The following is a 24,364-nucleotide window of genomic DNA, read 5'->3' as shown; positions in this document are numbered from 1 at the left end:
CGTGCGAACCGGCGAATAATCGTACACGCTTACAGGTATTAACATAGTGTCAATAACGGTTGTCATCAGGAGGTACTCATGGACGAGAACTTCGAGGAGCGACGCGCCAGCCGTGGTGATGTTCGACGCGAAGCTATTGTGCGAGCCGCTCGCAAAATCTGCTTGGAAAAGGGATTCTCCAAAATCACCGTTTCAGATATCGCCGGTGAAGTGGGCATGACTCGTTCGTTGTTCTACCACTATTTTCCTGATAAAGATGCCGTAGCTGATGCCGTGCTGGATGATGTGATTGATGAAATCCTTAACCGACTCGATCAGTGGAATCACGCTCGTGAAATCGGCAACGTAAACAAGGCCATGGATGACATGGTGCACTTGATACGTGCGCTTATCGCAGACGAGAGCCCATTCTCCAATCGCATGATCCAAGATGGCAACGCTGAACTGTACATCAAATTCATCGACCGCGCTGCAGATCGCATCGCTGATTACATTGCTCAAACTACTGTGCGTGACTTTGAGCAAATGCATGGGTTGCCCATCAGCAATGTACACGAGACGTTCTTCACGCTGATTGTCGGACTGATTTCACTGGTCCGTTCGCACCCATCCATCAGTGATGAAACCATCAAGCAGGTTATGGCTCAGACATTGCACATTGAAGGCTATATAGCGTAGCCGCTGATTTATCCAGCACCATGCAATGACTGATACGACAACGCGGTGAAGCAGTCACCGACGAATCAGAGGAATACGCCTGTAACCGGATCACGACCATCTCGCGCAATGGCTTCAGCCACACGCTCTTTGGCATCAACTTCTTGTGCCGCCACGGCAGGTGGCACGAGAACACGCAATGCACGGTCTTCCGCCACTACTCGTACAGGCAGATGGCCAATGTACTCGCCATCTGCCATAAGAATAGGCGGTTCGTCGCCCTCTTCAGCACGCGTGATTTCGATTTCACGAATGCGTTTCCAACCGAAGACTTGGGATGCAAGTAGTCGGCCGTTGTATGCATTGGAAATCGCCACCGTGCACTCATGGAAATTCGGCACATGATCCATCCATACGAGGTCAAGCAATCCGTCCGAGAAGCATGAGTATGGCGAGACTTCAATACCGCCGCCAATATGTCGCGAATTCGCAACGGTCAGCAGCGGTGAGATGATATCCCGTTCATCCGTAGAACCATCAGCCAATGTGGCTTTGACGTGGTACCCGTATCGCTTCATCTGAGTGAGCTCCACCAACACTGCAGCAAAGTATCGCAGGCTGCCGTTCGGCAAGTGCGAATGATTCGCACGATCATTAATGCTGGCATCGATGCCACAAGACAGCATTCCGGCATAGTAGCGATCGATGGGGAAAGCTTGTGTCGCTGAAACGCCTTCTGACATTTCGTATTCGCTACCCGTGGAAGGATTCACTGCGTATCCGCCCTCGAGAGAGGTCACACGCCCCATATCTACGTCTATATGAGAGCCACGCACAATGGCTCCCACAATGCCTTCCACTGCAGTCTCGATACGGTTCACCGGCAATCTCAGCCCTCGCGCAAAATCATTGCCCGAACCTATTGCCACGATGCCCAACGGCTTACCGCTGCACCCCACGGCATTCGCACCGAGCGCAATCATGCCGTCGCCGCCGACTACAACCAAATAGTCGTATTCATGAGCGTGTTCACGTGCACGATTCAGCGAATCGTCGAAACTCTGGCCGGTAAGATCCACAACATCGAAATCATGGATTTGGCCTGCTTCATGGAGCAGGTCTAATACCTGTGCATCGATTTTGGCTCCTCGGCCTTTGTCTGAGGTGGGATTGCCTACCAATCCCACGGTGGTGCGACGTTCGCTGCGTTCACTTTCGGTCATGCCTTTCACCATAGCTAATGGAGGCGAGAGAGCGCCAGAGCAAAAATCGAAGTTTGCTATGCGCTCAGTCACACTCGATGGAATCGAGTCATACTAATGCGTCTGCTCATACGTGCCATGCGTCTGGATGGATGCCTAATGCTGCGATACTTACTCGCATGCTATAGGTCCGGCTCTCGCTTCCTGCGTGACTTTGGGTGCTAATGGCACTTGAGTTGTTACCGCGATAATCAGTCGAACATCGTCGTCTTGCATCTCGCATTCAATCATTGAGGCTCCGTTAGCAGAAGCTACATGTTCTGCGAGCGCGCACGGCTGGCTAGTATCTGCGTTCCACAATGCATAGGCTGCGTTAAACGCTGCTAAATCAGCGATGGAGCGCGCTTTGTGATGGCAGAGCATCACATTGCCGATACTGGCAATAAGCGCAAGCACCACTGCGGTTACCATAACGAGCGTGGCACCTGCCACAGTGCCCGATCCTTCTTCAAAACGCGCTCTCATCATTGGCTGTCTCCTTACTGGAGTCCGAATAGCAAACACGGCATCCGCTACTGCAGCATCGCAGTCGATTCCGCTTTAACCTGCACAGGCGTGAGATTCATGGGGCCAGGCAATACCGGACAAGTAACTTGCACGTGTATGGCTTGCTCCGATTGGCGTATAGCCACAGCACTGTTGGCTCCAACGATTTGCGCTACAGCGTGTTGGGCTGCCGTCTCGTCACCGGAAACCATCATTGTGCGAGCCGCTGCCGATGCTGCGGAATCGCAGTCCATCGTCACCATGACCACGCGCCCCAATGCCAGTATCAAGCCAGCAATGGCTATAACACTGGGCAGCACTACAGCGAACTCTGCTGTAGCCGATCCTTCTTCTGGTTGCGGAGGCAATCGCGCCCGCCAACATCGATAATGCGAGAACACCATGGCTATCACCCAACGTTCAACGCTTTTTTGATGATGTTGAGCAGCAGTGTTTTCACCGCATCAGATTTGAGGATTGTTACGAGAAGCGCAGCAAAGCCTGTGGCAGCCACAAGTACTACCGCATATTCAGCCGTAGCCGCACCTTCTTCAGGGTTTTCCATAAACGTACGCAACTGGGCGTCCATCAGGCATATACGTTGATGGATTCGAGAACGCATGCGGCATATGCCATCGCGCGCTCTCAGCACAGGATCCGGCCGATGCTCGGCAAGTATCAGTTCTGTCATACTGGTTCCTTTCAGCTTGTTGAACAGCAACTATGCAGTTCATAAGCGTTCGGTAATGGCGGTTGGAGATTGTGATATTGGTGGCCCTCACACCGGTTAAAGCACCGGCATGAGGTGCATTCCACTGTGAAGGATGTAGTGGCAGATTGCACGCTGAAACGGGGTATGTGGTTCTAGCTTGCCAAGTTATCCACACCCCGGCGTGTCATCCACAACAAATGTGGATACGTGCGCGAGCACGCTCAGAGCATTGCGGCAGAAACAGGTCAATCTCTTGCTACATCACAAAAGAAACAATTGAGGGAATGACACCGATTGCTATAAAAGCCGGCAAAAAACATAATCCTGTTGGCAGCAGTAGTTTCACAGAAAGTTTTGCCGCATTGCGTTCGATGACAGAACGTTCATCGCTATCCATTTGCTCCAGAGTGGCTTCGAGCCTCACACCAGGCGCATCGCCATGCATCCAGGATGGTTCCAATGCCAAACGAATCATCGTCAAATAACTGTCAACATTTTTGCTGTCAGTACGCGTATTAGCGTTAGCTCTTATCTGCTCATTCACGTGAAAATCATTCTCTGATTGTGCGGTATTACCGCGGTTACACTCCGCGATACGCCACGCATCAGCCCAGCGCACACCTTGCTGCAGTCTCAACCCAACCTGCTCCAATGCTGCGCCGATCTCGCCTCCGACTGCGTTACCAACAGCTTCGCACGCAGCAGGAATCGAAGACCCCTGAGCAACTGCCACGCGCAGCAACCGTAATATCAACATGGGTTGCAACGCATCATCTGGAATAGTCGGATAATCACTGTCACCGTTCATGGCATTACGCAATCGACCGATTGCCACCACAGGCTTGCAGTACAACCATGATGCCAACGCAGCGCATGCCGCAGCAATACCGATCCACATTGATTCCATCACGAATGCTTTCGTATTAACGCTTGGACCCACAGCAAACCCACCGCATAGCTGCATCCTCCTGAAATCAGGCACACTAATCCACGCGTAGATCCCAGCAAAACATTCAGCGGATGTGCTCCCATCAGTTCGCCAAGCGCCACGGTTGCTGCTGGCAATGCGCTCAGTAATCCGACCGTGGCCTTGGGCACTGCGAGCGCTTGCTCTTGCGCATGCTGGAGTAATCTCATCTGCCTATATGCCGCCAGCACCACTTCCAAGCATGGCGATGCCCGGCACCCCAACCGTTCGCTGACTTGCGCTGCTGCATGCACGCCTTGAGATACACGAACTGCCTGATGATAGGTTTCATCAGGCAAGCGAATCTTCTCAAACATGACCAGCAACCTGATGTGCGTTAATCTTGCGGTTGCAAAACGGCTCCCGTGCATATCTTCACATGCTTCGAGCAGCGTACCGCCGCTGTTCAGGCGTGCAATCATTGCAGTTAACGCCTGTGCAATGCCAATGCGCTGGGTTCTGCGACGTATCGGGGAAGTTGTCTGCAATACGTCATAGCGAGCGCCTTGGGCATGGCATTTCTTCCGCAGACGAACAGCACTGTTTGACTGCGGCCATATCAGTATGGCGACCATCACCATTGCGGCGCACAAGTAGTGCAATTCCATTCCCCTTGGTACAAGTCATTGTCAGTATCGTCCAGCCATATAACACCATTGGGCTTGCTCCAAGACATCAAGAATCGCAGCCATTCAGGCGAATACCACGGTTCGCCGGAACCAGACCATCGAGCCAACGGTAGACCTTCCAGAGTTCCGTCCATTCCATAGAGCAGCCCAATTTGTGCAATATGCCTGCGTCCATTCACTTGTTCCACATGCAATACCGCATCGAACGCATCTTGTGCCAACATGGTCATTGCCTGTGGAGTAACGTCCGCCAGCAAACCAAGAGACACCAGGCGCGATGGCACACGTGCCACGCTATCGGCATGTAGCGTGGTCATACCCCCGTGATGCCCCGAATTGAATGCTCGCAGTAGGTCTACGATTTCTTCTCCACGGCATTCACCAAGCACCACACGGTCAGGTCTCATACGAAGCGTTGCCTTAACAAGCTCCGTAAGACCCACGGCACCAGCACCTTCCACATTCGCTTCTCTAGCAGCTAGCGACACATAATTAGCGTGATTGCATGCGCCAAGCTCACGTACCTCTTCCACAGTCACAATGCGCTCATACTGATCGCATTCAGCAAGCAGCGCTTTAACCAGCGTGGTTTTACCGGATCCGGTGCCGCCTGTAACTAAAATCGTTGCTTTGCCGTGCACAAGTCCTTGTAGGAGAGGCAACCAACTCATAGGAAACATGGAGTTGCACGCTAGTTGCTGCAGCGTCACAGCCTCTATGCTGGGGAATCGTATAGAGATGGCTGCCCCTTGTGGCACTAGTGGCGCTATAACCGCATGAACGCGGACACCTTCCACACTGGAAGCGTCTGCAATCGGGCAGGCATCATCAAGTCTGCGCCCCAATTGCGCGCATAATTGCACCGCATATTCCCTCACCACTGCTGGAGACCGGAATGGTACATGCAAATGATGCTCCCGCATACCTTCTCCCCTATCAGCCCATACGAGCCCCTCACAAGTAACCGCCACATCGGTTACTTCCGGGTCGTCGGCTAGCTCAGAGAGCAGTCCGAAAGAGATCACTGGTGTTTTCGGGTGTTGCGCCTGCGTTGGCCGTGAAGCGTCAATCATTGTGACTGTCATTATCGTTCACCGCCTTACGTATCGACTGTTCCACTATGTCAGCAAGACGATTCACTGCTCTGCGATTGCATTTGGGTACGGCACGGATACCGAGTCCCTCCAGCACGTCTCCGCATAAATGTGCGCTCGGCTTTATTGGCCCCACAATTTCAGAGGTCAGGTATGTTTCCGCTTCCGCCATGCTCACTTCTCCACGTCCGCGTGGAGCCCCGCGAGGCGAGAACCCTATGATTTGGGGCGTCGGGCAATCCCATGTGGATAGTTTGGCTCGATGCGTTCTGGCACGAGCCAGCCCCATGACGGAAAGTTCAGCACCCATAAAATGCATGGCATGGTTCAAATCTGGGATGGTTTGCACTAATTCCCCTTGCCCCGCATCCACAATCACCACATCGTTGGCGGATGCGAGCGCACGAACTACAGCCTGTACTTCCCATTGATTCGGGCGGAGCCCAATCCACGGGTTGTATGGCAGCACACGCACGTTTTCCCAACAAATCAGCTCGCCGCCGAGCACCTCGCCTTCAACATTGCCAAGCGGTGCACAAATCTGATTGAAACGCAATCCTGGCTCTCGCTCCACTCCGAGCAATAAATCCAAACAGCCGGAAGCAAAATCAGCATCGATCAAAGCGCAACTGAGGTCTCGTTGAGCCAACGTCCAGGCCAGCATCGCAGCAGTGGTGCTGAGTCCCATGCCACTGTGACTGGATGTCATCGCCACAATATTGTGCAGTTTTACGTCCGTAGACGGAGTAACACCGGGCGAATCGTTGGAACGCTGGCGTCTGCATGAGCTCAGTGGTCGTGCCGGCCTGGATGCCGGAGAATAGTAATGCAATCGTGGTTCCGGACCGGGAACTGTTCTCACACTGCGTTCGGGCTTTGGATGCGGTTGACTGGGCGGTGCCGTAGGGAGCGGCACCGGCGATGGTGCCACCGTTGCAGAAAGGCTAAGCGGTCTTGTAATAGTGACCGGCTGAAGTGACGTAGTTGTGTTCATAGACCGATTGAATCGTAGTAACTGTCAGCCATGCAATCGAAACCGACCTATGTGGTTCTAGCTTGCCAAGTTATCCACACCCCGGCGTGTCATCCACAACAAATGTGGATAACAAAAAGGCAGCTAGCCTGTTTCACGAGAGGTTCCACGGAATGTTTCACACACCGTTTCACAGTCGCGAACAGGCTGGCTGCCTTACTAGTCAGAGTTGCTTACGAACCAACCAACATCACTTGTTGCCGAGGTTCTCAATACCGGATTCCAACGTATCCAGCTGAGAATCAGTCAACTTCACATGAGCGGGAGCTTCAGCATCACCCTCAGCAGCCGGCTTCTTCTTGCCGAACTTAGCCTTGAACAATCCCACAATGGTCGGAGCCAAGGAGACCAACAGGATGAGCACAAGCACCAGCTCGAAGTGATCCTGCACAGCCGGAATGTTGCCGAAGAAGTAGCCCAGAAGCGTGAACAGCGTGGACCACGTCAAACCACCCAGCACAGAGAACGGAGTGAAACGGCTCCAACGCATGCCGGAAATACCTGAGATGAATGGCATGAACGTACGAATAAACGGGAAGAATCGACCCAAGAACACAGCCAGCGGGCCCCACTTCTCAATCATGCCTTCAGTCTTAGCGATACGCTCAGGAGTCATGGCCTTGACCTTGCCAGACTGGATGATTCGACGGCCAAAGAAATGACCAATGAAGTAGTTGCACTGATCGCCAATAATCGGTGCAGTCCACACTACCGGCAGCAGGTACAGCAACGGCAATGCGGCCTTACCCGTCGCCGCATCAGGAGCCGCAAACACACCGGCGGCAAACAGCAGCGAATCACCCGGCAGGAACGGGAAGAAGACCACGCCGGTTTCAATAAAGACAATCAGGAAGATAAAGCCCAAGGTCGGCGCCACACCCATGGCAATCCAACCAGCAATAGCCGCACGCGGATCTTTAAGCAGCTCGAGAATAAAATTAATAAAACCCATGCTATTCCTATGAAATTCGAGCGAAAGCAGTATTCGCATTCGTTCTGTAAGACGCTAACCGGACCGGGGCAACCGGCCAGACATTCGTCTTGAAACCGTCAACCACCTTACCAGTTGGTCATCTCAAAGATAACGTTCAGAAGCTAAGCAGACGCTAAGGTTTTGCAAAGATTCAACTACTGAGCTGGGAGCAATACGACCTTTGGCGCAACTGTTATGGGTATAAACCACTGCATCGAATGAATGTAATCATCCGATGCAGCAGAACACAGAACAGCTAGGCACCCAAACGCTGGCGCACAAAGGCATCCAGCGCGTGAGCATCAATGCCGTCATAGGAATCAATGGAAGCAAACTGGCCGAGACCCGAGTTATCCGTACGAATCCAGCCGGTCTGCGCAATCAACGTGGCACCAGAAGCCGCGCCAGCCTGAAGACCCACAGCCGAATCCTCCAGCACAACGCACTTAGCCATATCTTCCTTAGCGATGCCGAGCTTTGCGGCAGCGGCCAAATAAGGAGCAGGATTCGGCTTATGCTCATACGGATCATCGCCGCACACATAACCGGCAAACAGACCTTCCGACTGCGCCATGATATTGTCCGCCATACGGCGAGGAGACGTAGTAACCAGCATGGAAGGAATGCCAGCGTCCTTGAGCGAATGCAGCACTTCGCGCACGCCAGGAATCCACGGCAGCTGACGAACCTCCGCGTTGAACACGTAATCCTTAAGCTGCTTATCAATCTCCTCAACGCTGAGCTTGCAGCCGCGCTCAATCATGTTGCGCGCCACGTTCGGAACCGGCGTACCAGAGCACATCCAGCCCAGTTCCTCATTCCATTCGCCACCGTTAGCATGAGCAATCTCAATTTCACCATCATGCCAGAGCGGCTCCGAGTCAATAAGCGTGCCGTCTAAATCCCAAAACACAGCCTTGAGCAGCATGATTTCCTCCATTTACGGTTTGGCGTAGTCGGATGTGTATGTACAAACTATTGCACCAAGCCAGCACGACAGCAGTGCGCGTCACCAACCCCAGAGGACCATGGATTTGGAGTCGTCGGAAGAGCTAGTCCGAGAATCGCCAGTATCAGCACGATTGGCGAATGATGAGCGCCCCGGTAGTTCACGGGTCTCGCGGCGAATTGCATTACGCCACAGACGCGCGCGATTCGAGCGCTGCACCTCAACGATATTGCCATCACGACCAGCAGCGAACACGCTTTCCTCACCATTGGATTGCATGCGCTTGACTTCGCGGCGCAACTGCCGGTTCTCTTCTTCGAGTTCCAGAATGCGCGCGATGCCGGAAAGATTAATGCCTTCATCCTGACTCAACCGCTGAGCTCGAGCCAGACGAGCGATATCACGCAGGCAATAGCGGCGAGCGCCACCACCGGTACGTTGTGGACGAATCAGACCCAATCGATCATACTGACGGAGAGTCTGCGGATGAATATTGGCCAGCTCAGCAGCCTGGCCCACAGTGAAAATGGGCAGTTCGATGTCGAAGCCGACCTCATCAGCACCATCAAGGTCGGCGCGGCCCATCACCAAAGCAGTGGCGCACATGGCGTAAAGCTGCCGCATCTGATTGACTGTTCGCGCCATTGTGCACCTCCATATAGATCGTTATGTTTGATTCTCTTGAGCTGGCTCTCCCCTCAGTCGGCTTTGCCGACAGCTCCCCTCATAGAGGGGAGCCGGAGGAGGAAAAGTCACCGACCAGCAAGCCGAAACCAGCGAGTCAGCTTTGCTTCACAGCAAAAGCTGAGGATTATCGGGGCAGATAGTCGCCGGCTTTTTCATCAAATTCCTTGGCTGCGTGCTTCAGCATCAGTCCCGGCTTAGCCGGCACCATAATCTGCACGCGACCAATCAAATCACCCGGCTGATTGCCACGCTTCACACCCAGCCCAGCGAGCTTGATCTCAGCACCAGAACTCGAGCCAGCCGGCACCTTGAACGTCACCGGATTGCCATCGATGTCCTTGGCCTCAACCTTGCCGCCAGCAACAGCCTCGCCCACGGTAACAGGCAAATCCATCACAATGTCATGCCCGCGCATGGAGAAGGTATCGTCCGGCTTGACAGTAACGTGCAGGTACAAATCACCAGCGCGACCGCCGTTAATACCAGGCTTACCCTTGCCAGCCAGCTTAATCTTCTGGCCATCCTTAACGCCTGCCGGCACATGAGCCTTGAACTTCTTGCCGTCCACAGACAAGGAAACCGTAGCGCCCTTAACCGCCTGACGCAGCGTCAAAGCAATCTTGGAATTTCGGTCCTCACCATTTTCCGGACGCGGAGCCTCCTCATAGGAGTAGCCGCCAGCGTTACCATACGGTGACTGGCCATAGCCAGCGCCAGCACCCTGACCAGCAGCGCCACCGAACATGGAGAAGATATCGTTCAGATTCGGATTGCCGCCGCCCGAAGTGGAGAAGCGGATACGCGAACCATTGCCGCCCATACCCGAGCCAGCGCCGAACATGGAGCCAAAGATGTCGGAGAAACCGGAAGCATCGAAGCCGCCAGAACCGGAACCACCAGCGAAGCGAGCGCCTCCCATGCCGAACTGGCGAATCGCATCATACTTCTGGCGATCCTCCTTCTTGCTCAGCACGTCGTAAGCCTCGGAGATATCCTTGAACTTCTCTTCGGCTTCCTTGGTCTTGTTCACATCCGGGTGATACTTACGGGCAAGCTTGCGGTACGCCTTTTTGATGTCCTCGTCTGAGGCGTCCTTGGAGACACCAAGGACCTTGTAGAAATCCTTACTCAGCCATTCGTTTTCAGCCATTCATGTCTCCTTTCTTGAAAGTCTTTAATTATGAAATTAGTAAAAGAGTAAGTGTTAGGACGTGTGGGGCAGAGGGGAACATCGTCCGACACACTCAAGGCTGCCGAGCCGTCTAGTGGACAGTCCAGTGGACTGCCCACAGGCGAGGGGAGCAACTTGTTGCGACGATTGTGCGAAGCACAATGGGCCAAGCTTACGGTCTGACGATGTTCCCCTCTGCCCCACACTCCGTTGCATATATGCTTGCGAAATCAGTTGTGAGGGGAGGCTACTACTACTCGGGCGGCGCGGATGACGCGGTCGCCGATGCGGTAGCCGGCTTCGACCACGGTATCCACCGTTTCCTTCTCAGCATCAGCATCCGGCTTGTGCAGGATTGCCTCATGCTTGGTAGGGTCGAAGTCCTCGCCCTTTTCGCCGAACTTCTCAACGCCGAACTTCTCGAACGCCTTGTCGATCTTCGCAGCCACAGCCTTGAAGGAATCATCCATCTCACTGTGTTCGCGAATGCGATCGATATCGTCGAGCGCCGGCAGCAGCGCGGTCAGCACATCGATAATGCCGTGCTGACGGAAACGCTCCTGCTCCTTTTGCGCGCGATTACGGTAGTTGATGAACTCCGCACGTTCGCGCTGAAGGGCCTCGAGGTATTCAGCAGCTTCCTTCTTGGCCTTGCCAAGCGGGGTGAGGGTGTCTTCGGCATTGGCGTTGTCGGAGGCAGGCTGGCCTTCGCCAGACTGTTGGTCTCCGGCGTTCGCCGGGGTCTCTCCCTCAGTCGCGGACTTCGCCGCGCCAGCTCCCTCATCAGAGGGAGCCGAAGAGGTACCAGACGCGGCAGCGCCGTTAGCGGGAGCCGAGGAGGAATCGGCAGCGGCGGAACCAGCAGTAGCGTTGGAATCCGCCTCAGAAGAGGCCTGAGCGGCCTGGCCGTCAGCAGACGCGGCCGAAGCCAAATCGTCTGCGTCGGGCAGGTCGTTCAGGTAGTCGTCCTTATTGAACTCGGACATCACTTGTTGCCCTTATCGTCATCGTCATCCACAACTTCAGCCTCGACGGTGTCATCGTCGGAGGAAGAGGAAGCAGAACCAGCGGAAGCACCAGCAGCACCAGCGCCGGCAGCGGCACCTTCAGCACCCTGCTGGGCGTACAGCACCTGGCCGATCTTCTGAGCAGCGGTCATCAGCTCGGTCTGAGCAGTCTTGACCTTCTCAGTGTCGTCGCCCTTCAGGGATTCCTTCAGAGCGTTGACCTTCTCGGTGACTTCCTTGACGATGTCATCGGAGAGCTTGTCCTTGTTGTCGTTGACGAGCTTCTCAGTGCTGTAGGCGAAGGCCTCAGCCTGGTTGCGGGTCTCAGCGTCTTCCTTGCGCTTCTTATCCTCAGCCTCGTGAGCTTCAGCTTCCTTGACCATACGATCGATCTCGTCCTTCGGCAGGCCGGAACCACCGGTGATGGTCATGGACTGCTCCTTGCCGGTGCCCTTGTCCTTAGCGGAAACGTGCACGATGCCGTTGGCGTCGATGTCGAAGGTGACCTCAATCTGCGGGACGCCACGCGGAGCCGGAGCGATGCCGGTCAGCTCGAAGGTACCCAGCGGCTTGTTGTCGCGAGCGAACTCACGCTCACCCTGGTAGACCTGAATCAGCACGGACGGCTGGTTGTCTTCAGCGGTGGAGAAGACCTCGGAACGCTTGGTAGGAATAGCAGTGTTGCGGTCGATGAGCTTGGTCATGATGCCACCCTTGGTTTCGATACCGAGGGAAAGCGGGGTCACATCGATGAGCAGCACGTCCTTACGGTCGCCCTTGATGACGCCGGACTGCACAGCAGCGCCGACAGCCACAACCTCATCCGGGTTCACGGACTGGTTGGCTTCCTTACCGCCGGTGAGCTCCTTGACGAGCTCCTTGACAGCAGGCATACGAGTGGAGCCACCGACCAGCACCACGTGGTCAATGTCGGACACGGAGATGCCAGCGTCGTGCAGCACGTTGTTGAACGGGGTGCGGCAGCGACCGAGCAGGTCGGAGGTCATTTCCTCGAAGTGAGCACGGGTCAGGGTCTCATCCAGGTGGACCGGGGTGCCGTCAGGGGTCATGGCCAGGTACTGCATGGAGATGCTGGTGGAGGTGGAGGAGGAGAGCTCCTTCTTCGCCTGCTCAGCAGCTTCCTTCAGGCGCTGCAGGGCAATCTTGTCCTTGCTCAGATCAACGCCGTACTTGTTCTTGACTTCAGAAACCAGCCAATCGATGATCTTCTGATCCCAATCGTCGCCGCCCAGGTGGTTATCACCGTTGGTGGCCTGAACCTGAATGGTGGAGAAGCCATCGTCGTCCTTGCCGATCTCCAGCAGGGAGACATCGAAAGTGCCGCCGCCGAGGTCGAAGACCAGGATGCGCTCGTCTTCCTTGCCCTTCTCAAGGCCGTAAGCCAGTGCGGCTGCGGTCGGCTCGTTGATGATACGCAGGACGTTCAGACCTGCGATCTTGCCAGCGTCCTTGGTTGCCTGACGCTGAGCATCGTTGAAGTATGCCGGGCAGGTGATGACGGCGTCGGTAACGGGCTCGCCGAGGTAAGCCTCAGCGTCCCTCTTCAGCTTCATCAGAATCTGTGCGGAAATCTCCTGAGGGGTCCACTTCTTGCCGTCGATTTCAACGGTCCAATCGGTGCCCATGTGACGCTTCACAGAAGAAATAGTGCGGTCAACGTTGGTGACAGCCTGACGCTTGGCCACTTCGCCGACGAGGATTTCGCCGGACTTGGAGAATGCCACCACGGACGGCGTGGTGCGAGCGCCCTCAGCGTTCACGATAACGGTGGGCTCGCCACCTTCCAGCGTTGCGATGCAGGAATTCGTAGTACCCAAATCGATACCAACTGCACGTGCCATAATGTGTGCTCCTTTTGTCTTGTTTATTCGTTCTTACGTTTCTCGCCCAAGTTCCTTGAGGAATCCTTCTGAAACCCTTCCGAGTTTCTTCCGAACTTCTTGGAGGCTCTCGGACCTTCCAAACTTGAGCCTACATCACTCAACTTCCAATTAGCAAGTTCTATTCCCAAATTCATCACAAAAAGTTGAGCGTGCTTCGCTCAAGTTTTTACGCGCCCAGCTGGGGCACCCGCCCCTTCGCGCGCCGCATTCCCGGAAATGCGGCGCAAACAGGCTCGCGCAGCACTACATTCCCGGAAATGCGTCACAAAACCCGTTTAAAACACTTCCTCGGCGACGCAATACCCGGAATGCGTCACATTTGCGGGCTTCACGCGCCACGTTCCCCGAAATGCGACGCAAAAGGGACGTTTCACAATGCGTTTCACGACGCATTTTCCGGAATACGGCGTGGATACAGGCCCCGTGCGCCGCATTCCCGGAAATGCGGCGCACGGAGGGGCGCACTTTATCAAAACTCCGCATTATTGCAATCGTTGTCAATTTGAGCTACTTTGATATCAGCACGTTTGATCATTAGCCTGCCCTTTTTACTGGTACCTCAACGCGGAGAGGCTATAGAGCAGTAATGCAAACGAAGAGCAAAGATGCAAGAGAAGCAAGGAGTTTCCTATGACTGGTACATGCAGCAATGAAGCGGCATCCCATAACACTCCGCAACCGCAGGAGGCACACGCGCAAGCGCAGCCACAACCTCAAACGGAAAGCCCAGCACGACTGGCCCGCCCGCTTATCAAACTTGCCAAGGCCGCAGGCGTAGCCACTTCATTCATCGACCAGCTGGGCACATATACGGAAATCAGCGACGCAGCATTAGTCGCAGTACTCAAGGCCCTCGATATTGACGCCTCCACCGATGAGGCTATCGAACAGTCCATCGCCAATATCGAAGCCGAAAACAGCAAACGTTTGCTAAACCCAACTATCGTCACCAACTACGGCAAACCAGCCACCATCACCCTGAACTGTTCTGCAGATACCGATGTCACTGCATCAGTCACCCTTGAAGACGGCGGCACCTACGAATCCATCGCTCTGATTCCTGATTTGAATTCCGGCCAGATGGATCTGACCTTAGATACCGACTTACCGATGGGCTACCATACGCTGACAGTCACTGCAGACGATCGCCACGGCACTGCCACCATCATCAATGCACCAGCGCGCATTGCCGTACCTCACGCAGTAGCCGAACACCAGCGCTGGGGCTGGATGGTCCAGATGTATTCCGTGCGCTCCCCTGAGTCATGGGGAATCGGCGATTACGGCGACCTCAAGCGCCTCGCGCAAGATGCTGCGGAAAAGTCCGGCGCCGACTTCATGCTGATCAACCCGATTCACGCCGGCGCACCAATTCCTCCGCTGGAGCCTTCGCCGTATTTGCCGGAATCTCGCCGATTCTTGAATGTGACCTACATTCGTCCGCAGGATATTCCGGAATACGCTACTCTGCCCGCCGAGATCCGCGCACAGGTCGATGCGCTGCACGAGTCCGTGGCATTCCGCAACGACGAGGTCACGCCAATGGACATCAACACGGCATGGGAAGCCAAGCGCCCGGCATTGCGATTGATTTTCGACGCCGGCCGCAGCGCCGAACGAGAGCAGCAGTTCGCACATTTCAAGGCGGAAGCAGGCCCTGACCTCGATTCCTTTGCCACGTGGTGCCTGTGCTTTGAAATCTGGGGTGCGCCTTGGGGTGAGAATCGTTGGTTCTTTGAGAAGAACATTGACGATTCAGCCGTGCAAACACTCGTGGCCGAGCATCAAGATCTGTTTGAATTCAATCGTTGGCTGCAATGGATCGCCTCCGAACAGGTGAATGAGGCACAGCACTCCGCGCTTAATCATGGCATGGCATTGGGTTTGATGCAGGACATGGCGGTTGGCGTGCATGGCCTTGGCGCAGACGCGTGGGCCAATCCTGAGCGTTTTGCCACCGGCTCGGTTACGGTCGGCTGCCCGCCAGACTTCTACAACCAGCAAGGTCAGGATTGGGGCCAGCCTCCGTTCAATCCGCGGCATCTTGAAGCCACCGGATATAAGGTGTACCGCGAAATGGTGCATTCCATGTACGAGCATGCCGGTGCCGTGCGCATCGATCATGTACTCGGACTGTTCCGCCTGTGGTGGATTCCGCAGGGTCTCGGAGCCAAGAACGGCGCATACGTGATGTACAACCATGAGGCAATGCTGGGCGTGCTGGCCATTGAAGCCACACGCGTAGGCGGCATGGTTATCGGCGAAGACCTCGGCACTGTACCGGCATATGTGCGGCAGGTCCTGGCCGACCATGGCGTACTCGGCACGGATGTGGAATGGTTCGCCCGCGTGGACGATTCGCCGAATGCTGGCGATCCTTATAAGGAACCGAGCGAATACCGCAAGCAGGCGTTGGCCTCCGTGACCACTCACGATTTGCCGCCGACCGCTGGCTACCTGAACTTTGAGCATGTGCATCTGCGCGAGAAGCTGCATCTGCTGAGCGAACCGGTGGAATCGTTTGCGGCATCGGCATTGGCCGAGCGCACTGCGATGATGAATCGACTTGTGGCCAGCGGTTATATTCCGCAATCTGTGGCAGACGATGTGCCGAATCACATTCAGGAAATCGTCGAGGCCATGCACGCGATGCTTACCGATACGCCATCGCTGCTGCTGCAGGCGGCATTGGTGGACGGCGTAGGCGAACATCGCACACAAAATCAGCCGGGCACCTCCAGCGAATATTCGAACTGGCGAGTGCCGTTGGCTGACGAGCATGAGCATGTGGTGCATACCGGCGAGGTCTTCGATTTGCCTCGCGTACAGTCACTCTCCGCGGTAATGCGCGGAAGATAACGCATTCAACCGCCCCTATCGCTATGATATCGTTGTCATAATAATGATTCCGAAGCAATCGGCAATCGATACAACGATAGGGGCGGCATGACCAAGGCAAGCATTCAGGCAGTGGCTCAGGAAGCGGGAGTCTCTGTATCCACAGTGTCCCGCACATTCGCCAAGCCCGACCTCGTGCTTCCCGAAACCCGCGACAAGGTCATGGCCGCAGCCGAAAAGCTGGACTATTCGATTTCCCGATCGGCTGCCGCGCTGAAGTCCGGCCAGTCCTTCCGCATTGCGTTACTTGCCAGCGAAACCATTACTACATGGTTTAATTCCAATATTTTTGCCGGACTTGATTCCGTACTCCGCCCTGCAGGGTATGACACAGTCCCCTACCCGATGCGCAATGCCGGCGAACGCCAGGCCTTCTTCGCCGACCTGCCTGTGCGCCGCAATGCCGATGCCGTGGTAGTCAGCTCGTTCAATATTGAGCCCAGCGAAGTGGAGCGCCTCAAGCATATGCATGTGCCGATTATCGGCATTAACATCCCTTCCAACGAGGGATTCGACGCGGGCGTTAGTATCGATGACCGTTCCGCCACTCGTTCCGCCATTGAGCATCTGATTGCACTTGGCCACCGCCATATCGCTTTCGTGGGCGGTGAGACCATTGTGACCAGCATGAAATACAGTGCTGAAGCCCGTTTACAGGGATTGCTGGATGCCGCCGCAGCGCATCCAGATGTCGAAGTAACGCATCTTCAGGTGCCGCGCAACGAAAATGAAGCCAGTGCTGTGCTCAATGCCGTGCTCACTGCGCCAGCCAATATCACTGCATTCTGCTTTGAGGATGATCAGATGGCATTGCCTGCCCTGTTCCGCCTGCGCCAGTATGGTCGGCAGGTTCCGCAGGATGTATCTATTGTTGGCTTTGATGATTTGGATTTGGCTCAAGCAGTGGGCCTGACCACGCTGCATCAGGATCCTTTTGCGATGGGCGCAGCGGCAGGCCAGATGGCACTGGATGCCATCGCCGGTAAGCCGATTGAGCCAGCGTTCCAGCGGCCTGATGCACTGCTGATGCTGCGTGAAACCACTGCACCGCCTCGCGCATAATCATTGAATTAATTCATAATCAATCATTGCTCTGATTACTGACCATTGATTTGACTACGTTGCCATACAACGCACTTAAATCATTGATTTCTCTTTTGCATATATTCATGATATCGTTGTCATGACATTGCAATGAAGCGCAGTAGCACTTACATCAAAACCCAATAACAAACCCGTAAAAGGAGCCTTCAATGACCGCCAACAATCTCAATGACGACTGGTGGAAGCAGGCAGTCGTCTACCAGATTTATCCGCGCAGCTTCAAGGACGTCAACGGCGACGGCCTCGGCGACATTGCCGGCGTCACCGAAAAGATGGATTATCTCCAGCATCTCGGCGTGGATGCTATTTGGCTATCCCCGTTCTATCCGTCTGACCTTGCCGATGGCGGCTACGATGTCATCGACTACCGTAATGTCGACCCGCGCCTCGGCACTATGGATGATTTCGACGCCATGGTTAAAGCCGCCCATTCAGCCGGCATCAAGGTCATTGTCGACATTGTGCCCAACCATACTGCCGATAAGCACGTCTTCTTCCAAGAGGCACTTGCCAGCGAGCCCGGCTCCCGCGCACGCGATCGCTATATTTTCCGCGAAGGTCGCGGCGAGCATGGTGAATTGCCGCCGAACGATTGGCAGTCCTTCTTTGGCGGCCCGGCCTGGGCGCGTGTAGCTGATGGCCAGTGGTATCTGCATTTGTTCGATAAGGCTCAGCCGGATGTGAACTGGAAGAATCCGGACATCCATGAAGAGTTCAAGAAGACGCTGCGATTCTGGTCCGACCACGGTACCGACGGCTTCCGCATCGATGTGGCGCACGGCCTGGCCAAGGACTTGGAATCCAAGCCGCTTGAGGAGCTTGGCCGCGAGTACAGCTCCACCGGCGCGCTGTGCCATGATTTCTCCCATCCGCTGTTCGATCGCCGCGAAGTGCATGATATTTACCGCGAGTGGCGCGAAGTGTTCAACGAATACAATCCGCCGCGCTTCGCCGTTGCCGAGGCTTGGGTGGTGCCTGAGCATCAGCATCTGTACGCTTCGATGGACGAGCTTGGTCAGTCCTTCAATTTTGATTTCGCCGAGGCCAACTGGTTCGCCGACGAATTCCGTTCGGCAATCGCCTCCGGCCTCAAGGCCGCCGCTGAAACGAACGGCTCCACCACCACGTGGGTGATGAACAATCACGATGTGCCGCGCAGCCCCTCCCGCTATGGCCTTCCGCAGGTCAAGGGCGCACCGTACCACCAGCTGCCGCACGATTGGCTGCTGCGCAATGGAACCACGTACCCAGAGAATCGCGAGCTGGGCACCCGCCGCGCCCGCGCCGCCGCGCTTATGGAACTCGGTCTGCCGGGTGCTGCTTACATTTATCAGGGCGAGGAACTGGGTCTGTTCGAAGTGGCCGATATTCCGTGGGATCATCTTGAAGATCCGACTGCTTTCCACACGAATCAGGCCACGATGGATAAAGGTCGCGATGGCTGCCGTGTGCCTCTGCCATGGACTGCTGCCGACGAGCCAAAGCTTGCTGATTTCAGCTTGCCCGAGCCTGCTGATGATGGCAGTGGCGAGAATCATGTGCCGCTGTGCGCAGCCGGCCAGTTCGGCACGGGCGCATCGTTCGGCTTCTCCCCTGCTATGCAGGCCGATGGCATCGCTCCGGCCGCCGACCCGCATCTGCCGCAGCCGCTCTGGTTTAAGGATTACTGCGCTGATGTGGAGCAGGCCGATCCGGATTCGATGTACACGCTGTACCGCACGGCTTTGGCGATTCGCCAGGAAACGTTGACCGCCACGCGTGACACGTCCGCAACTCAGGTGGATATGGGTAATGATGTCGTGGCATACACTCGCCTAGCAACCGAGGGCCGAGCGTTCACTTCGGTGACGAACTTCGGCAGCACTCCGCTTGCTCTGCCCGAAGGTGATGTGGTGCTCACGTCCGGCCCGCTGACTGCCGACGGTAAGCTCCCCGCCGATACTAGCGTTTGGCTGCTTCGATAGGCGTCTTTCTGTGCCACGCTAGTGCAAATCAGCGCAATATGCGTTGGCGTGGCACAACCTTTGCGTTAAATCAGCCCCAAAGTGGCCAAAACTTTGCCACACGGACGCAAATCATTCGATTATGCGCTGGCGTGGCACGGTGTCATGCCACGCCAGTGCAAATAAGCACGAAATGCATTAGCGTGGCACAACAAATGAGGCCGCCGCTCTGAAATTAATCAGGGCGGCGGCCTTTTGCTATGCGTTAGTCAGCGGCTCGGCTAGGAACCGTGAAATCACTGAACCTGGGCGCGAGCGATCTTGCCGGTGAAGGAGTTGGCCTCGTCGGCATCCTTCACGCCATCCTTGTTCCAGGAGAACATGGCGCGCAGCTTCGGGCCAACGGTCTCGATGCGCTCGTTGGAGTACTTCTCCTGCAGCTCCTTGAAGTGCGGGGCGCCGGCATCCTGATCGTCGATGAACTCCTTGGCGAAGGAGCCATCCTGGATGCGCTGCAGGTGGTATTCCATGCGCTTGCGGCAGTCCTCGTTGATAACGGTGTTGGTGTAATCACCGTACTGAGCGGTGTCAGAGCAGGACCAACGAGCCTTGTTCAGACCACCCTCGTTCATCAGGTCGACGAGCATCTTCAGCTCGTGGCAGACCTCGAAGTAGGCGATTTCCGGCTGGTAGCCAGCGTCGGTGAGGACCTCGAAGCCCATCTCGACGAGCTTGTTCACGCCACCCATGAGCACGTTCTGCTCACCGAAGAGATCGGTTTCGGTCTCTTCCTTGAAGGTGGTCTTGATGGCGCCGGCGCGCAGAGCGCCCAGAGCCTTGGCGTAGGCCAGGGTCAGAGCCCAGCCGTCGCCGCGAGGATCCTGCTCGACGGCCACCACAACCGGGACGCCACGGCCAGCAGCGTACTCACGACGCACAATGTGGCCCGGGCCCTTCGGAGCGACCATGAACACCGGGTGATCCTCGGTGGGCTTGATGTAACCGTAGTGAATGTTGAAGCCGTGAGCGAAAGCGACAGCAGCACCCGGCTTGATGTTGGGCTCAATGTCGTTGGCCCAAATCGTGCGCTGGTACTGATCGGGAGCCAGGATCATGATGATGTCGGCCTCAGCAGCGGCTTCCGGCACGGACTTGACCTCGAGGCCCTGCTCCTTGGCGAACTCAACGGACTTGGAAGTCGGGCGCAGGCCGACGACCACGTCAACGCCGGAGTCACGCAGGTTCAGTGCGTGAGCGTGGCCTTGAGAGCCGTAACCAATAATGGCAACCTTCTTGCCTTCGAGCACGGAGAGGTCACCGTCGTTTTCATACCAGATTTGTGCAGCCATTAAGCACTCCTTGTAAAGCTGCGTGCCGTCATTCTTGCCGGCACACGGTGTTGTTTGGTTGCGCATGATGCAAATTGCTCGCAATGCGCGTTTGGGCATCCAGCAAAAGCCGGACTATCTCAAGCGTGGCGGGTGTCGCCTTGTGGGCGCGACCCGGAAACTGAGGTCTATCCTATCGAGAACAGCGCTTCGGCCTGCGTGCGTCCCACAACGTGAGCTGCCTTTCGCGCATTTTTGGACATTTGCTCATTATGCAATATCGCCGTGCGATATCGCAGCGCACATCTCTGTGCCATATCTCATCAAATAGAAAAAGGCTGCTGCCGCACATCATGTGCAGCCAGCAGCCTTATTGCAAACCCTGGTAAGTAAGGTCAGTGATTTCGCTGTATTAGCAGGCGAGTGTCACTGAGCAATCACTGAACCTGGGTACGAGCGATCTTGCCGTTGAAGGACTCAGCCTCATCCTGATCCTTGGCCGGGCCGTTGTTCCAGGAGAACATAGCGCGCAGCTTCGGGCCAACGGTCTCGAGGTGCGGGTGAGAGTACTCTTCCTGCAGCTTCTTGAACTTCGGAGCGCCAGCAGCCTGGTCATCCATGAACTCCTTGGCGAAGGAGCCATCCTGAATGCGCTTGAGCTGGTACTGCATGCGCTTCTTGGTTTCCTCGGTGATGACCGTGGAGGTGTAGTCGCCGTACTGAGCAGTGTCAGAGCAGGACCAACGAGCCTTGTTCAGACCACCCTCGTTAGCGAGGTCAACGAGCATCTTCAGCTCGTGGAACACCTCGAAGTAAGCGATCTCCGGCTGGTAGCCAGCCTCGGTCAGCACGTCGAAGCCCATGTCGCACAGGTGGTTGATGCCGCCCATGAGGACGTCCTGCTCGCCGAACAGATCGGTCTCGGTCTCCTCGGTGAAGGTGGTCTTGATGGCGCCTGCACGCAGAGCGCCCAGAGCCTTGGCGTAAGCCAGGCACAGCGGCCAGGTCTTGCCGTCCGGATCCTGCTCAACAGCGACGACGACCGGGACGCCACGGCCAGCAGCGTACTCACGACGAACGATGTGGCCCGGGCCCTTCGGGGCAACCATGAACACCGGGTGATCCTCAGACGGCTTGATGTAGCCGTAGTGGATGTTGAAGCCGTGAGCGAAGGCCAGAGCAGCGCCCGGCTTCAGGTTCGGCTCAACATCTTCCTTGTAGACCTTGGCCTGGTACTGGTCAGGCAGAAGGATCATCACAACGTCAGCCTCAGCGACTGCCTCAGGCACGGACTTGACTTCCAGGCCCTGCTCCTTGGCGAACTCAACGGACTTGGAGGTAGGACGCAGGCCGACGACCACGTCGACACCGGAGTCATGCAGGTTCAGTGCGTGAGCGTGGCCCTGAGAGCCGTAGCCCAGGATGGCGACCTTCTTGCCATCGAACACGGACAGATCGGCGTCCTTCTCGTACCAGATAGTTGCTGCCATTTTGGCGCTCCTTTATATTTATTTGTTTATTTATGGGGTGAGTATTACTTACTTACGTTCTGCTTGATGTAGTGCAGAAATCTGCTGTGGTTTTCCTTGTGGGCTTTTCCGATATGCAGGTTTAGTCCTGTTCATTTGGAAAAGCCCTCAGGGGGTTCACGTTGTGGAATCAAAGATTTTCACAACGTGACACGTTGTTTTTCGGAACTTGGGCTCCCCTTGTCAGGGGAGCTGTCACGGAGTGACTGAGGGGTAGTTTCATTCAGAAACTGCATGGTGTATGACTACCCCTCAGACTCGCTTCGCGAGCCAGCTCCCCTGACAAGGGGAGCCAAGGAAGCGGCTACTTCGTGAAATCAACGTCCGTGCTGAGCCGTTAAGCGAAAGCCCAGTGGGCTTTCGTAGGCGAAGTGAGCGATTGCAACTTATAGGCAATCGCGAAGCCGGAAACCAGCCGTGGACTTTACTTGGTAAAGTCCACGTCCTTTGTCTCACGGCAGGTCATCACGGCGACCAGGCAGCACACGGCCATCACGCCGAGGTAGAGGCCTACGGAGTGGACGCCCCAGTTGTGGGACAGCCATGTGGCGATGGTCGGCACGAAGGCAGCACCAACGATGGCGGCCAGGTTGTAGCCGATGCCGGAGCCGGAGTAGCGCACGTTGGCGTCGAACAGTTCAGGCAGGAAGGCACCGATCGGACCGAAGGCGATGCCCATCAGCGCGAAGCCGATGCACAGGAAGGCCAAGTTGGCGGCGAAGTTCTTCTGGCCCACGAGCTGACCGTCCAGCAGGAACGGGAACAGCAGAGCGAAGACCACGAGTGCGCAGGAAGAGAAGGTCAGCACGCGACGGCGACCGATCTTATCCGCGTACAGGCAAGACAGCACGATGAACAGGGCGAACACGCAGATGGAGATCATGAGCATGAGCAGGTATTCCTGGTTGGTGAAGCCCAGGTTGCCGCCGCCGTCCGCAACATCCTTGGTGCCCCACGCGAGGGACCAAGTAGCGAGCGTGTAGAACAGCGTGTAAGTCACAGCCACAAGGAAGGTAGCCTGCAGCACCTGACGCCAAGACTTGCGGAAGACCTCGGTCAGCGGGGACTTCACAACCTTCTTCTGCTCCTGAGCCATACGGAAGATCGGGGTCTCCTCCATATGAACGCGGACCACCAGGCCGATGATCACCAGTACTGCGGAGAGCAGGAACGGCACGCGCCAACCCCAGGACAGCATGGCGTCCTGATCGTTGAAGGATTCCAGCACGAAGTAGGTGCCGTTGGACAGGAAAAATCCGATCGGCGCGCCGAGCTCCGGGAAGGAGCCGTACAGTGCACGCTTGTTTTCAGGTGCGTTCTCGGTGGCGACCAGTGCTGCGCCAGACCATTCACCACCCAGGCCGATGCCCTGCACGAAGCGCAGGAGGCAGAGGATGGCGACTGCGAACACGCCAGCCTGATCGTAGGTCGGCAGGCAGCCGATCAGGAAGGTGCCAACGCCCATGGTCATCAGGGAAACAACCAGCGTGGTCTTGCGGCCCATACGATCACCGAAGTGACCGAAGACCAGCGAGCCCAGCGGACGGGCGATGAAGGCGATGGCGAATGTCAAAAGGCTCATCAGCAGGGCCACGGTTGGGTTGGCCTTGTCAGAGAAGAAGATGTGCGGGAAGTAGTTTGCCGCGGCAGTACCGTAAGCGTAGAAATCATAGAATTCGATGGCAGTGCCGACCATCGAGGCAGCGATTACGGTCTTGACCGAATCACGAACCATGGCAGCCGCTTTGCCCGCTGCCGCGCTGGCCACGCCAGCCGCCTGTTCCAGACCGTTCTCTTCGAGAGCTGCAGTCATTATTGCTCCTGTTGGTTTTCGCCCTGCATAAACAACCCAACTTGCGGGGCGATCGTTTCACAATGTGTTTCACACTGTGCTCCACATTGTGTTACGTGGCTTATGTTGTTGCTTGTATTGCTTGCTGTTCCCGTCTCGCGGGGTTTGCTGTAAGCCTTGTGAGCGCAACAAAAAAGCCCCGCAACTTGCAGGGCCTTACCGATTGTGTCAGCTTGATT

At 55.9% G+C, this 24,364-nt stretch carries 21 protein-coding genes; 4 read left to right on the top strand and 17 right to left on the bottom strand.

Going from position 1 to position 24,364, the window contains the following annotated elements; translation table 11 throughout:
• Positions 1 to 78 precede the first annotated feature (78 nt).
• Positions 79 to 678 (top strand): TetR/AcrR family transcriptional regulator, encoded by a 600-nt coding sequence (locus AC1AY0_RS09255; RefSeq protein WP_033890744.1) that lies wholly within the window; start codon positions 79 to 81, stop codon positions 676 to 678.
• A 65-nt stretch (positions 679 to 743) separates the two neighbouring features.
• Here the strand turns inward: AC1AY0_RS09255 and AC1AY0_RS09250 are convergent, their stop codons facing one another.
• The 14 genes from AC1AY0_RS09250 to dnaK all read right to left on the bottom strand — a co-directional run bounded on the left by AC1AY0_RS09250 (position 744) and on the right by dnaK (position 13,489).
• The gene (locus AC1AY0_RS09250; protein WP_033890745.1) at positions 744 to 1,880 is read right to left on the bottom strand and encodes a diacylglycerol/lipid kinase family protein; all 1,137 of its coding nucleotides are present in this window, start codon (positions 1,878 to 1,880) and stop codon (positions 744 to 746) included.
• 150 nt (positions 1,881 to 2,030) lie between these two features.
• A complete protein-coding gene (locus tag AC1AY0_RS09245) occupies positions 2,031 to 2,387 on the bottom strand; it encodes an Rv3654c family TadE-like protein (protein WP_051917363.1) in 357 nt (118 codons plus the stop codon).
• 44 nt (positions 2,388 to 2,431) lie between these two features.
• Positions 2,432 to 2,809: a TadE family protein gene (locus AC1AY0_RS09240; protein WP_051917370.1), complete on the bottom strand. Its 378-nt coding sequence runs from the start codon at positions 2,807 to 2,809 to the stop codon at positions 2,432 to 2,434.
• 5 nt (positions 2,810 to 2,814) lie between these two features.
• Entirely contained in the window at positions 2,815 to 3,096 is a 282-nt protein-coding gene (locus AC1AY0_RS09235) for a DUF4244 domain-containing protein (RefSeq protein ID WP_033890746.1), read from the bottom strand.
• Between the two features lie 277 nt (positions 3,097 to 3,373).
• On the bottom strand, positions 3,374 to 3,874 hold the full coding sequence (locus AC1AY0_RS09230) for a hypothetical protein (protein WP_420308629.1): 501 nt from the start codon (positions 3,872 to 3,874) through the stop codon (positions 3,374 to 3,376).
• A 149-nt stretch (positions 3,875 to 4,023) separates the two neighbouring features.
• On the bottom strand, positions 4,024 to 4,692 hold the full coding sequence (locus AC1AY0_RS09225) for a pilus assembly protein (protein WP_033890749.1): 669 nt from the start codon (positions 4,690 to 4,692) through the stop codon (positions 4,024 to 4,026).
• The gene (locus AC1AY0_RS09220; RefSeq protein WP_081975056.1) at positions 4,659 to 5,786 is read right to left on the bottom strand and encodes a TadA family conjugal transfer-associated ATPase; all 1,128 of its coding nucleotides are present in this window, start codon (positions 5,784 to 5,786) and stop codon (positions 4,659 to 4,661) included. The genes AC1AY0_RS09225 and AC1AY0_RS09220 overlap by 34 nt, the downstream gene beginning before the upstream one ends.
• Positions 5,779 to 6,516 carry a CpaE/TadZ family protein gene (locus tag AC1AY0_RS09215; RefSeq protein WP_237746100.1) on the bottom strand — a complete coding sequence of 246 codons (738 nt, stop codon included), beginning with the start codon at positions 6,514 to 6,516 and terminating at the stop codon, positions 5,779 to 5,781. The genes AC1AY0_RS09220 and AC1AY0_RS09215 overlap by 8 nt, the downstream gene beginning before the upstream one ends.
• A gap of 514 nt (positions 6,517 to 7,030) precedes the next feature.
• Entirely contained in the window at positions 7,031 to 7,792 is a 762-nt protein-coding gene (locus AC1AY0_RS09210; RefSeq protein ID WP_476526282.1) for a DedA family protein, read from the bottom strand.
• 277 nt (positions 7,793 to 8,069) lie between these two features.
• The gene (locus tag AC1AY0_RS09205) at positions 8,070 to 8,741 is read right to left on the bottom strand and encodes an HAD family hydrolase (RefSeq protein ID WP_033890751.1); all 672 of its coding nucleotides are present in this window, start codon (positions 8,739 to 8,741) and stop codon (positions 8,070 to 8,072) included.
• Between the two features lie 81 nt (positions 8,742 to 8,822).
• Complete coding sequence (locus tag AC1AY0_RS09200; protein ID WP_033890752.1) at positions 8,823 to 9,407, bottom strand: heat shock protein transcriptional repressor HspR; 585 nt, start codon at positions 9,405 to 9,407, stop codon at positions 8,823 to 8,825.
• A 166-nt stretch (positions 9,408 to 9,573) separates the two neighbouring features.
• Entirely contained in the window at positions 9,574 to 10,599 is a 1,026-nt protein-coding gene (locus tag AC1AY0_RS09195) for a DnaJ C-terminal domain-containing protein (RefSeq protein ID WP_101625419.1), read from the bottom strand.
• Positions 10,600 to 10,850: 251 nt separating this feature from the next.
• Entirely contained in the window at positions 10,851 to 11,606 is a 756-nt protein-coding gene (gene grpE, locus AC1AY0_RS09190) for a nucleotide exchange factor GrpE (protein WP_101625420.1), read from the bottom strand.
• Entirely contained in the window at positions 11,606 to 13,489 is a 1,884-nt protein-coding gene (gene dnaK / locus AC1AY0_RS09185; RefSeq protein WP_101625421.1) for a molecular chaperone DnaK, read from the bottom strand. Before dnaK ends, grpE begins: the two co-directional genes overlap by 1 nt.
• Positions 13,490 to 14,161: 672 nt before the next feature.
• Between dnaK and malQ the strand changes: the two genes are divergently transcribed.
• From malQ to AC1AY0_RS09170, 3 genes are all read left to right on the top strand, one after another.
• Positions 14,162 to 16,390 (top strand): 4-alpha-glucanotransferase, encoded by a 2,229-nt coding sequence (malQ, locus tag AC1AY0_RS09180; RefSeq protein WP_101625422.1) that lies wholly within the window; start codon positions 14,162 to 14,164, stop codon positions 16,388 to 16,390.
• An 87-nt stretch (positions 16,391 to 16,477) separates the two neighbouring features.
• Complete coding sequence (locus AC1AY0_RS09175; RefSeq protein ID WP_101625423.1) at positions 16,478 to 17,491, top strand: LacI family DNA-binding transcriptional regulator; 1,014 nt, start codon at positions 16,478 to 16,480, stop codon at positions 17,489 to 17,491.
• A gap of 191 nt (positions 17,492 to 17,682) precedes the next feature.
• Complete coding sequence (locus AC1AY0_RS09170) at positions 17,683 to 19,497, top strand: glycoside hydrolase family 13 protein (RefSeq protein ID WP_101625424.1); 1,815 nt, start codon at positions 17,683 to 17,685, stop codon at positions 19,495 to 19,497.
• 275 nt (positions 19,498 to 19,772) lie between these two features.
• On the opposite strand, the gene ilvC (AC1AY0_RS09165) is transcribed toward AC1AY0_RS09170, so the two are convergent.
• The 3 genes from ilvC (AC1AY0_RS09165) to AC1AY0_RS09155 form a co-directional block, all read right to left on the bottom strand.
• Positions 19,773 to 20,825 carry a ketol-acid reductoisomerase gene (gene ilvC / locus AC1AY0_RS09165; protein ID WP_101625425.1) on the bottom strand — a complete coding sequence of 351 codons (1,053 nt, stop codon included), beginning with the start codon at positions 20,823 to 20,825 and terminating at the stop codon, positions 19,773 to 19,775.
• Between the two features lie 416 nt (positions 20,826 to 21,241).
• Complete coding sequence (gene ilvC / locus AC1AY0_RS09160) at positions 21,242 to 22,294, bottom strand: ketol-acid reductoisomerase (protein ID WP_476526280.1); 1,053 nt, start codon at positions 22,292 to 22,294, stop codon at positions 21,242 to 21,244.
• Between the two features lie 463 nt (positions 22,295 to 22,757).
• The gene (locus AC1AY0_RS09155) at positions 22,758 to 24,146 is read right to left on the bottom strand and encodes an MFS transporter (RefSeq protein ID WP_165781993.1); all 1,389 of its coding nucleotides are present in this window, start codon (positions 24,144 to 24,146) and stop codon (positions 22,758 to 22,760) included.
• Positions 24,147 to 24,364 lie beyond the last annotated feature (218 nt).

This window comes from Bifidobacterium sp. LH_416, assembly GCF_056357055.1.
This window is presented reverse-complemented; position numbering and strand designations above follow the sequence as displayed.